This is a genomic window from Micromonospora sp. USAFONa4 (genome assembly GCF_057197825.1).
In genome coordinates, this window is sequence record NZ_CM170072.1 from 726,181 (window position 1) to 738,990 (window position 12,810).

Annotated in this window: 1 protein-coding gene (only partly in view); it reads left to right on the forward strand. The window is 74.7% G+C overall.

Annotated elements, in window-relative coordinates:
* Positions 1–12,810, forward strand: the 5' portion of a protein-coding gene (locus AC0OO9_RS02885; protein ID WP_484515332.1) for an amino acid adenylation domain-containing protein. 783 nt of this gene lie beyond the right edge of the window; only the first 12,810 of its 13,593 coding nucleotides appear in the window; it begins with the start codon at positions 1–3; its stop codon lies off the right edge, out of view.

Here is a 12,810-nt window from a genome sequence, read left to right on the forward strand (position 1 = left end):
TTGCCGGACGACAAATCGACCCGTGTTCCGGCCTCCGGTCGCGTCCCGGCGGCACGGACACCCGCCGAGGTCGAGCGCCTGCCGGACCGCTCCGGCCTCCTGCCGCTCTCCTTCGCGCAGCGGCGGTTGTGGTTCCTGGAACGCCTCGGCAGGGTCGGTCACGCCTACCACATGCCCCTCGCCCTCCAGCTCGACGGCCGGCTCGACCACGAGGCGCTGCGGGCGGCCCTGGACGCCCTGGTCGCCCGGCACGAGGTCCTGCGTACCCGCATCGTGCCCGACGGCGCCGAGGCGGCCCAACGCGTCGACCCGCCCGGGGCCGCGTTCCCGCTCCGGCTCGACGACCTGGCCGGGCACGCCGACGCTGCCGCCGCCCTGGCCCGGCTCCAGCAGGAGGAGAGCACCGCCCCGTTCGACCTGGCGGCCGGCCCGCTGTTCCGGGGCCGCCTCGTCGCTCTCGCCCCAGACCGGCACGTGCTCCTGCTCACGATGCACCACATCGTCTCCGACGGCTGGTCGCTGGGGGTCCTGACCCGTGAGCTGGGGGTGCTCTACGCCGCCTTCCACGACGGTCGGCCGGATCCGTTGCCACCGCTGCCCGTGCAGTACGCCGACTACGCCGCCTGGCAACGCCAATGGCTCACCGACGACACCCTCCAACGCCAGGAAACCCACTGGCGCCAGACTCTCGCCGACGCACCCACCCTCCTGCACCTACCCACCGACCGACCCCGACCCACCGAACAGGACCACCACGGCGCCCACCTCCCCATCACCCTCGACACCCACCTCACCACCGCCCTCAAAACCCTCACCACCCAACACGGCACCACCCTCTACATGACCCTGCTCACCGCCTGGGCCATCGTCCTGTCCCGCCTCACCGGCCAACACGACCTCATCATCGGCACCCCCACCGCCAACCGCCGCCGCGCCGAACTCGAAAACCTCATCGGCTTCTTCGTCAACACCCTCGCGCTACGCATCGACCTCACCGACCACCCCACCACCACCCAACTCCTACACCGCGTCCGCGACCTCACCCTCACCACCCTCGACCACCAAGACCTCCCCTTCGAACACGTCGTCGAAGCCGTCAACCCCACCCGCAACCTCGCCCACACCCCCCTCTTCCAGGTCATGTTCGCCTGGCAGAACAACGAGGACGTGGACCTGGACCTGCCGGGTGTCGAGGTGACCGCGCTGCGCAGCCCGTGGACCAGCGCCAAGTTCGACCTCACCCTCGCCCTGGCCGAGCACGACGGCCGCATCACCGGCAGCCTCGAGTACGCCACCGCGCTCTTCGACACCGCCACCGCCCAGCGGCACATCCGCTACCTGCGCCACGTCCTCACCCAACTCGTCGCCCACCCCGACCGGCCGATCGACCGGCTGGCGCTGCTCGACCCGGCGGAGCGCCGCGAACTCCTCGCCGCCTGGGGCGACGCGACCGCGTACCCGGCCGGGCGGACGATCCCCGGGCTGTTCGCGGAGCGGGTCGCCGCGGCCTCCGACGCGGTGGCCCTGACGTTCGAGGGCACGTCGTTCACCTACCGCGACCTCGACGCGCGCGCCAACCGGCTCGCCCACCACCTGCGCGCGCACGGCGTCGGCCCCGACACCCTCGTCGCGGTCTGCCTGGAACGCTCACCCGAGCTGGTCGTCGCCCTGCTGGCCGTGCTCAAGGCCGGCGGCGCGTACGTGCCGCTCGACCCCGCCCATCCGGCGGAGCGCCTCGGCGAACTGCTCGGCGACAGCGCCCCGGTCGCCGTCCTCGCCCACGCCGCGACCCGCGCCACCCTCGACGGCCTGACCGACGCGCCCCTCGTCGACCTCGACACCGACGCACACCGCTGGGTGGACCGGCCCACCACCAGTCCCGACCCCGGCACCCGGCCCGACCACCTCGCCTACGTCATCTACACCTCCGGCTCCACCGGCCGACCCAAGGGCGTCATGGTCGAGCACGCCAACGTGGTGCGGCTCTTCTCCGCCACGGCCGGGTGGTTCGGCTTCGGCCCGACGGACGTGTGGAGCCTCTTCCACTCCTTCGCGTTCGACTTCTCCGTCTGGGAGATCTGGGGGGCGCTGCTGCACGGCGGCCGGCTGGTGATCGTCCCCCGGCTGGTCGCCCGCTCCCCCGCCGACTTCCACCAGCTCCTCTGCGACGAGGGCGTCACCGTCCTCAACCAGACCCCCAGCGCGTTCCGCAGCCTGATCGCCGCGCAGGCCGACAGCGCGCGGGCGCACCGGCTGCGTACGGTGGTCTTCGGGGGCGAGGCGCTGGACCCGACGATGCTGCGGCCGTGGTACGCGGACGCGCGCAACGGGCGCACCGAACTGGTCAACATGTACGGCATCACCGAGACCACCGTGCACGTGACCCACCGGCCGTTGACCCCGGCCGACACCGAACGACCCGGCGTCAGCCCGATCGGGCGACCCATCGGGGACCTGCGGCTCTACGTGCTCGACGGGCGGGGGGAACCGGTGCCGCCCGGGGTCGTCGGCGAGCTCCACGTCGGTGGCGCGGGGGTCGCGCGCGGCTACCTCAACCGTCCCGCGCTGACCGCCGAACGCTTCCGGCCCAGCCCGTTCGTCGCGGGGGACCGGCTCTACGCCACCGGTGACCTCGTGCGCCACCGCCCCGACGGCGGTCTCGAGTACCTGGGCCGCAACGACTCCCAGGTGCAGATCCGTGGCTACCGCGTCGAGCTGGGCGAGATCGAGGCCCGGCTGGCCGCCTGTCCCGGCGTACGCGACGCGGTGGTGACGGTCACGACCGACGCCACGGGCGAGCCCCGCCTGGTCGGCTACTACACCGCGTCCGTGCGCCGGCTGACGGCCGAGGCGCTGCGTACCCGGCTGGCCGGCGTCCTGCCGGAGCACATGGTCCCGGCCGCGTACGTGCGGGTCGCCGAGTGGCCGCTCACGCCCAACGGCAAGCTCGACCACCGGGCGCTGCCCGCACCCGACGGGTCCGCCTTCGCCGCCCGCCACTACGCCGAGCCGGTCGGTCCGACGGAGACCGCCCTCGCCGCCATCTGGGCCGAGGTGCTCGGCGTCGAGCGGGTCGGGCGGCACGACAACTTCTTCGCGCTGGGCGGGCACTCGCTGCTGGCCCTGCGGGTGCTCGAACGGATGCGCCGCCAGGGCCTCTCCGCCGACGTACGCGCGCTCTTCGCCTCGCCGGTCCTGGCCGACCTGGCCGCCGCCCTGGGTGCCGGCGCGGACCGGGCCGACGCGACGCCGGAGCCGATCCCGGCCGGCTGCGACCGGATCACCCCGGACCTGCTGGCGCTGGTGGAGCTGAGCCAGCCGGAGATCGACGCGGTCGTCGCCACCGTGTCCGGCGGGGCGCCGAACGTGCAGGACGTCTACCCGCTGGCCCCGGTGCAGGAGGGGATGCTCTTCCACCACCTGATGGCCAGCGACCGCGACCCCTACCTGGTGACCACGGTCCTGCGCTTCGCCGACCGGGACCGGCTGGACCGCTACGCCGCCGCGCTGGAGGCGGTGGTCGCCCGGCACGACGTGCTGCGCACCGGGGTGGTGTGGCACGGGATCAACGAGCCGGTACAGGTGGTGTGGCGCCGGGCGCCCCTGCCCGTGGAGGAGGTTCCGCTCGACGCGGCGGGCGACGACCCGCTGCGGCAGCTCCGCGAGCACGTCGACCGGCGGTACGCCCGCCTCCCCCTCGACCAGGCCCCCCTGCTGCGGCTGCTGGTCGCGCGGGACCCGCGCGACGGCGGGTGGCTGGCCGTGGAGCTGATCCACCACATCGTCGACGACAACACCTCGCTCAAGCAGTTGCGGGCCGAGGTCCGCGCGTACCTGGCCGGCGAGGGCGACCGGCTGCCGCCGCCGCTGCCGTTCCGCGACTTCGTGGCCCGGATCCGGCGCGGCGTCGACCGGGCCGAGCAGGAAACCTTCTTCCGCCGGATGCTCTCCGGCGTGGACAGCCCGACCGTGCCCTTCGGCCTGCGGGACATCCACGGCGACGGGCACGGCATGCGCGACGCGCGGGTCTGGCTCGGGCCGGAGCTGACGCGGCGGCTGCGGCAGCGGGCCCAGGCCCTCCAGGTCGGGGTGACCAGCCTCTTCCACGTCGCCTGGGGGCAGGTGCTGGCCCGGGCCGCCGGGCGCCGGGACGTGGTCTTCGGCACCGTGCTCTCCGGCCGGATGGACGCCGGCGCGGGCAGCGACCGCGTCCTCGGGCCCTTCCTCAACACGCTCCCGCTGCGGGTCACCCTCGACGCCACCGGCGCCACGGAGTGCGTGCTGCGCACCCACGAGGCGCTGACCGGGCTGATCCGGCACGAGCACGCGTCACTGGCGCTGGCCCAGTCGTGCAGCGGGGTCGCGCCGCCGGCGCCGCTCTTCACCGCCCTGCTGAACTACCGGCACGCCGAGGTGCTGGCCGAGTCGGACGCCCCCGCGCCGGAACCCGACGCGGACGACCTGACCTACCTGGCCGCGCAGGAGCACGGCAACTACCCGCTCGCGCTGGACGTCGACGACCTGCGCGACGACGTGGCGCTGACCGTCGCCGCCGCGGCCGGGGTGGCGCCCGACCGGGTCTGCGCGATGGTCGAACGGGCCCTGGAGACGCTGGCCGACGCGCTGGAGCGGGCGCCGGACGCGCCGGTGGGCGGGCTCGACGTGCTGCCCCCCGCCGAGCGGTGCCGGCTCGTCGAGGAGGGCAACGACGCCACCGTGGCGTACCCGTCGGGGCGCCTGGTGCACCACCTCGTCGAGGCCCGGGCGGCCCGCGACCCGCAGGCGGTGGCCCTCGTCGACGGCGACGAGCGGCTCACCTACGGCGAGTTGAACGCGCGGGCCAACCGGCTCGCCCACCACCTGCGCGCCCGGGGCGTCGGGCCGGACCGGATCGTGGCGATCTGCGTCGAGCGGTCACCGGAGACGGTGGTGTGCCTGCTGGCCGTCCTCAAGGCCGGCGGCGCCTACCTCCCGCTCGACCCGGCGTACCCGGCCGAACGGCTCGCCGCCATGCTGCGCGACAGCGCCCCGGTGGCGGCGCTGACCCACGGCCCGGCCCGCGAGCGGTTGCGCGCCGCGCTGGCCGGGCTCGACACCCCGGTGGTCGACCTGGATCTCGACGCGGCGGCCTGGGCGGAGCTGCCGGTGACCGACCCGCTGGTCGACGGGCTGGGCGCGCACCACCTGGCGTACGTCATCTACACGTCCGGCACCTCCGGCACGGCCAACGGGGTGCTGGTGGAGCACCGGCAGCTGGTGGCCGTCGCCGCCGCCTGGGAACGCCTGTTCGACCTGCGGCCCGGCCTGGTGCACCTGCAGATGGCAAGCTTCTCCTTCGACGTCTTCACCGCCGACGTGGTGCGGGCGCTCGGCTTCGGCGGGCGGTTGGTGCTCTGCCCGCGCCCGCTGCTGCTGGACAGCGCGGGCCTCTACGCCCTGCTGCGCCGCCACGACGCGGACTTCGCCGACTTCGTGCCGGCCGTGCTCAACCCGCTGCTGGAGCACCTGGAGTCGACCGGCGGGAGCCTCGCCGGGTTGGAGACGGTGGTCTGCGGCTCGGACGCCTGGACCGCCGCCGACGCCGCCCGGCTGCGCGCCCTGTGCGGGCCGGGGGTGCGGATCGTCAACGCGTACGGCGTGACCGAGGCGGCCGTCGACAGCACCTGCCACGTGCTGCCGACGGACGGCCTCGCCGGGGCGACCTGCCTGCCGATCGGCCGGCCGCTGCCGAACGTGCGCGTCTACCTGCTGGACGCCGAGGGCGAGCCGGTGCCGGACGGGGTGGTCGGCGAGATCCACGTCGGCGGCGCGGGCGTGGCGCGCGGCTACCTGAACCGGCCCGAGCTGACCGCGCGGCGCTTCCGCGCCAACCCGTTCGTGCCGGGCGAGCGGCTCTACCGCACCGGTGACCTGGGCAGACGCCTGCCGGACGGGGGACTGGAGTTCCTGGGCCGCGACGACTTCCAGGTGAAGATCCGGGGCTTCCGCGTCGAGCTGGGCGAGATCGAGTCGCGGCTGGCGGCGACCGAGGGCGTCCGCGAGGCCGTCGTCGTGGCGCGCCCCGACGCCGGCGGCCAGCAGCGGCTCGTCGCGTACGTGCTGGGCGCAGAGGCGCCGGACGCCGCGCGGCTGCGGGACCGGCTCGCCGCCCAGCTGCCGGAGCACATGGTGCCGTCGGCGTACGTCCGGCTGGCCGCGTGGCCGCTGACGCCCAACGGCAAGCTCGACCGGGCGGCGCTGCCGGCACCGGACGGGGAGGCCTTCGGTCAGCGCGGGCATGTCGAGCCGGTCGGCCTGCTGGAGACCATGGTCGCCGGCGTCTGGGCCGAGGTGCTGGGGATCGAGCGGGTCGGCCGGCACGACGACTTCTTCGCCCTGGGCGGCCACTCGCTGCTTGCCATGCGGCTGGTCTCCAGGATCCGTCAGGTGCTGGGGCGGGAGGTCTCCCCGGCGGCGCTCTTCGCGGCGCCGGTCCTCGCCGCCTTCGTCGCCCGGCTCACGCCGGACGGCCGCGACGTGCTGCCCCCGATCCGCCCGGTCGACCGGGCCGGCGCGCTGGAGCCCTCCTTCGCGCAGCGGCGGCTGTGGTTCCTGGAACACCTCGGCGGTCTCGGCCACGCCTACCACATGCCCCTCGCCCTGGAGTTGGCCGGCTGGCTCGACCACGAGGCGCTGCGGGCGGCCCTGGACGCCCTGGTCGCCCGGCACGAGGCCCTGCGCACCCGGCTCGTGCCCGCCGGCTCCGACGTCCACCAGCACGTCGACCCGCCCGGCACCGGCTTCACCCTGCACACGCACGACCTCACCGGGGCGCCCGACGCCGCCGCCCGGCTGGCCCGGCTCCAGGACGAGGAGTTCACGGCCCCGTTCGACCTGACCACCGGTCCCCTGATCCGGGGCCGCCTGGTCACCCTCGCCCCGGACCGGCACGTCCTGCTCGTCACCATGCACCACGTCGTGTCCGACGGCTGGTCCATCGGCGTCCTGACCCGTGAGCTGGGGGTGCTCTACGCCGCGCACCACCACGGCCAACCCGACCCCCTGCCACCCCTGCCCGTGCAATACGCCGACTACGCCGCCTGGCAACGCCAATGGCTCACCGACGACACCCTCCAACGCCAGGAAACCCACTGGCGCCAGATCCTCGCCGACGCACCCACCCTCCTGCACCTACCCACCGACCGACCCCGACCCACCGAACAGGACCACCACGGCGCCCACCTCCCCATCACCCTCGACACCCACCTCACCACCGCCCTCAAAACCCTCACCACCAACCACGGCACCACCCTCTACATGACCCTGCTCACCGCCTGGGCCATCGTCCTGTCCCGCCTCACCGGCCAACACGACCTCATCATCGGCACCCCCACCGCCAACCGCCGCCGCGCCGAACTCGAAAACCTCATCGGCTTCTTCGTCAACACCCTCGCCCTGCGCATCGACCTCACCGACCACCCCACCACCACCCAACTCCTACACCGCGTCCGCGACCTCACCCTCACCACCCTCGACCACCAGGACCTCCCCTTCGAACACGTCGTCGAAGCCGTCAACCCCACCCGCAACCTCGCCCACACCCCCCTCTTCCAGGTCATGTTCGCCTGGCAGAACACCGACGACGGCGAGCTGAGCCTCCCGGGCCTGCGGGTCACCGCCCTGCCGCCGCCCCACAGCACGGCCAAGTTCGACCTCACCCTCGCCCTCGCCGAGCACGACGGCCGCATCACCGGCAGCCTCGAGTACGCCACCGCACTCTTCGACACCGCCACCGCCCAGCGACACATCCGCTACCTGCGCCACGTCCTCACCCAACTCGTCGCCCACCCAGACCAGCCCATCGACCGGCTGACCCTGCTCGACGAACGGGAACGGGAGCAGGCGCTGCGCCAGGCCGAGCCGTCGCCGGTGGACAAGGGCGTCGTCGCCCGCCTCGCGGAGCGGGTCGCCGCGGCCCCCGAGGCGGTGGCGGTCACCTTCGAGGGCACGTCGCTCACCTACCGCGACCTCGACGCGCGCGCCAACCGGCTCGCCCACCACCTGCGCGCGCACGGCGTCGGCCCCGACACCCTCGTCGCGGTCTGCCTGCGCAGGTCGCCGGAGCTGATCGTCGTGCTCCTGGCCGTCGCCCGGGCCGGCGGCGCGTACCTGCCCCTTGACCCGGCCCACCCCGCCGAACGCCTGCGGCACCTGCTGGCCGACGGCGCCCCGGTCGCCGTCCTCGCCCACGCCGCGACCCGCGCCACCCTCGACGGCCTCACCGACGCGCCCCTCGTCGACCTCGACACCGACGCACACCGCTGGGCGGACCGGCCCACCACCAGCCCCGACCCCGGCACCCGGCCCGACCACCTCGCCTACGTCATCCACACCTCCGGCTCCACCGGCCGGCCCAAGGGCGTGGCGCAGACCTGGCGGTGCCTGGACAACCTGATCGACTGGCAGCTCCGCTACGCCGCGCCGGGCAGCCCCGCGCCGCAACGGGTGCTCCAGTTCGCCTCGATCGGCTTCGACGTCTCCGCGCAGGAGATCTGGAGCACCCTCTGCCAGGGCGGCACGCTGGTGCTGATCGGCGAGGAAAGCGGCCGGGACCTGGGCCGGCTGCGCCACGTCCTGGCGGAGCAGGGCGTACGGCGGGCGTTCCTGCCGGCGGCCGTGCTGCACCAGTTGGCCGGTCTCACCGGGGCCGTCGCCCCGCTCGCGCCCGGCTGCGAGATCGTCACCGCCGGCGAGGCGCTGCGGGTCAACGACGACCTCCGGGCCCTGGTGGTGGGGCTGGGCGGCCGGTACCTCTACAACCAGTACGGCCCGACCGAGACCCACGTGGTCAGCCAGTTCGCGCTGGCCACCGAGGCGGCGGCCGACTGGCCGGCCCTGCCGCCGATCGGCCGGCCGATCGCCAACGCCCGGCTCTACGTGCTCGACGAGCGGTGCGAGCCGGTGCCGGCGGGCGTGCTCGGCGAGCTCTACATCGGCGGATCCGGCCTGGCGCGCGGCTACCTCAACCGGCCGGCGGCGACCGCGGCGCGGTTCCTGCCGGACCCGTTCGCCGGGCCGGGCGAGCGGATGTACCGCAGCGGGGACCTGGTCCGCCGCCGGGCCGACGGGACCATCGAGTTCGTCGGGCGCGCCGACGACCAGGTCAAGGTGCGCGGATTCCGGGTCGAGCCGGGCGAGGTGGAGAGCGCCCTGCGGCACGTTCCGGACGTACGCGAGGCGGCCGTGCTGCTGCGCGAGGACACCCCCGGCGACCCGCACCTGGTCGGCTACCTGGTCGGCGACGTCACCGCCGAGGCGGCCCGCGAGCAGTTGCGGCGCCGGCTGCCCGAGCACCTGGTGCCGACCCGCTGGGTGGTGCTGGAGCGGCTGCCGCTGACGGCCAACGGCAAGCTGGACCGGCGGGCCCTGCGCGCGCCGGAGCAGGCCGACGTCGCCACCGCCTACGTCGCGCCGCGCGACGACCGGGAGGCCCGGATGGCCGCCATCTGGGCCGAGGTGCTGCGCCGCGACCGGGTCGGCGCGCACGACGACTTCTTCGCGCTGGGCGGCCACTCGCTGCTGGCGACCCGGCTCGTGCACGCGATCAACGAGCGGATGTCGGCGCGGCTGTCGCTGCGTACCCTCTTCCGGAAGCCGGTCCTGGCCGACCTGGCAGCCGAGCTGGCGGGGCCCGGCTCCCCCGCCGTCGACGCCCTCCCGTCGCTCGTCGCAGATCCCGCCGGCCGGTACGAGCCGTTCCCGCTCACCGACATCCAGGAGGCCTACTGGGTGGGCCGCGGGTCCACCATCGAGCTCGGCGGCGTCGGCGCGCACGGCTACAGCGAGCTGCGGCTGCGCGACTTCGACGAGGAGCGCTTCACCCGGGCGCTGCACCGGCTGGTCGACCGCCACGACATGCTCCGCGCGGTCTTCCACGACGGCGTCCAGCGGGTCCTGCCGAACGTGCCGCGCTACGCGATGGCCCGGCAGGACCTGCGCGGGCTCGACCCACGGACCGCCGCCACCCGCCTGGCCGAGACCCGCGAGCGGATGTCCCACCAGGTGTTCGACGCCGGCCGCTGGCCGCTGTTCGAGTTCGCGGTGACGCTGCTCGACGGCGAGGCGCGGCTGCACGTCAGCCTCGACGCGCTGATCCTCGACGCGGCCAGCGGGCAGATCCTGGAACACGAGCTGGCGCTGCTCTACGCCGACCCGGACGTCGACCTGCCGCCGCTCGCGGTGACCTTCCGCGACTACGTCCTGGCCGAACGGGCCCTGCGGCGCACGCCACGCTACGAGCGGGCCCTCGACTACTGGCGGGAGCGGGTCGGCACGCTGGCCCCCGCGCCACAGCTCCCGCTGGAACGGCAGCCGGAGAGCGTCGAACGGCCGCGCTTCACCCGCTACGACGAGGTGGTGCCGGCGGAGCGTTGGAGCCGGCTGAAGGCGCTCGCCGGCCGGCACCAGGTGACCCCGTCGGTGCTGCTGGTGACCGCGTTCGCGCAGGTGCTGGCCCGGTGGAGCCGCCAGTCGCGGTTCACGCTGAGCCTGCCGCTGTTCAACCGGCTGCCGCTGCATCCCGGCATCAACGCGGTGATCGGCGACTTCACGTCGCTGGTGCTGCTGGAGGTCGACGTGGCGGCCGGGGTCGACTTCGTGACCCGGGCCCGTGCGGTGCAGGAGCAACTCTGGCAGGACATCGACCACTCGGCGGTCAGCGGCGTACGGGTCAACCGCGAACTCGCCCGTGCCCGGGGCACCCGCCACGCGGCCCTGCCCGTCGTCTTCAACAGCACGCTCACCGAATCGGCCCCCGACGTCGGCGACAGCGGCCTCGCGGCGGCGCTCGGCGGCGAGGTGCTGCACGGCATCACCCAGACCCCGCAGGTGTGGATCGACCACACGGTCCTGGAGGCCGGCGGGCGGCTGCACGTCAACTGGGACAGCATCGACGAGCTCTTCCCCGCCGGCCTGGTCGCCGAGATGTTCGCGGCGTACCGGGAGCTGCTCGGGCGGCTGGCGGAGCCGGACGCCTGGCACGGCACGCTGGACGGGCCGCTCGCCCCGCCGGTGCCGGCGGCCCCGCCGGCCAATCGCGGGCTCCTGCACGAGCTTGTCGACCGGCAGGCGCTGGCGACCCCCGCCGCGCCCGCCGTGCTCGCCCCGGACCGGCACCTGGACCACGCCACCGTACGCGTCGAGGCACGGCAGCTGGCCGGGCGGCTCCAGGACCACGGCGTCGGGCCCGGCCAGCTCGTCGCGGTGCTGCTCGACCGGGGCTGGAAGCAGGTCGTCGCCACCCTCGCGGTCCTGCACGCCGGGGGCGCGTACCTGCCGCTCGACCCCGACTGGCCGGCCGAGCGGGTGGCCCGGGTGCTCCAGCGGGCCGGGGCGGAGCTGGTCCTGACCGGGTCGGACCGGGTGGCCCTGCCCGAGGGCGTCGCGCGCCTGGTGGTGGACGCGGCCGCCGTCGGTGCGGGCGGGCCGGCGCTGCGGCCGGTCGAGCTGGCGGAGACCGACGTCGCATACGTGATCTACACGTCCGGCTCCACCGGCACGCCGAAGGGGGTGACGATCGACCATCGCGGTGCGGTGAACACGCTGCTCGACGTCAACGCGCGTTTCGGCGTGGGGCCGGCCGACCGGGTCCTGGCCGTCAGCGCGCTCAGCTTCGACCTCTCCGTCTTCGACATCTTCGGCACCCTCGCGGCCGGCGCGGCGGTCGTGACGCTCGACCCGGAACTGGCCCGCGATCCGGCCCACTGGCGGGAGGTGGCCCACGCCCACCGGGTCAGCGTCTGGAACTCGGTGCCGGCGCTGGCCGGCATGCTGCTCGACGACGCCGACGCCGGCCATCCGCTGCCGGCGTCGCTGCGGCTGGCCATGCTCTCCGGGGACTGGATCCCGCTCACCCTCCCCGACCGGCTGCGCAAGGCGCTGCCGGGGATCCGGGTCGAGAGCCTCGGCGGCGCCACCGAGGCGTCGATCTGGTCCATCCACCACCCGGTCGACGAGGTCGATCCGGCCTGGCGCAGCATCCCCTACGGCCGGGCGCTGGCCCACCAGGGGGTCCACGTGCTGGACGACGCCCTGCGTCCCCGGCCCACCTGGGCCACCGGCGACCTCTGGATCAGCGGCGCCGGGCTGGCGCGGGGCTACTGGCGCGACGAGGCGGCGACGGCGGCCAGCTTCGTCGTCCACCCGGTCAGCGGGGAGCGGCTCTACCGCACCGGCGACCTGGGCCGGCTCCGCCCGGACGGCACGATCGAGTTCCTCGGCCGCGAGGACGGCCAGGTCAAGGTGCACGGCTACCGCATCGAGCTGGGCGAGATCGAGGCGGCGTTGGAGGCCCACCCGGGCGTACGCGCCGCCGCGCTGCGGCTGCTCGGTCAGGCGCAGGGCGAGAAGCGGCTGGCCGCGTACGTGGTGCCGGACGGTCCCGTGCCCGAGCCCGCCGCCCTCGTCGCGTACCTGGAGCAGCGGCTGCCGGCGTACATGGTGCCGTCGTCGTTCACCGTCCTCGACGCGCTGCCGCTGTCGGCCAACGGGAAGGTCGACCGAGGCCAGCTCCCCGACCCGAAGCCGTCGCCGGAGACCGTCGCCGAGGCGCCGGTGCTCACCGACCCGGCCGAGAACCGGCTGGTCGAGATCGTCACCGAGATCCTCGACCTGCCCGTCGTCGCGCCCGACGCCAATCTGCTGATGCTCGGCGCCACGTCGATCGACGTCGTCCGGATCGCGAACGCCCTCTCCGGCGAGTTGGGCTTCCGGCCGAAGCTGGCCCGGCTGATGCGCCAGCCGACCCTCGCCGACCTGCTGCGGATGTTCCGC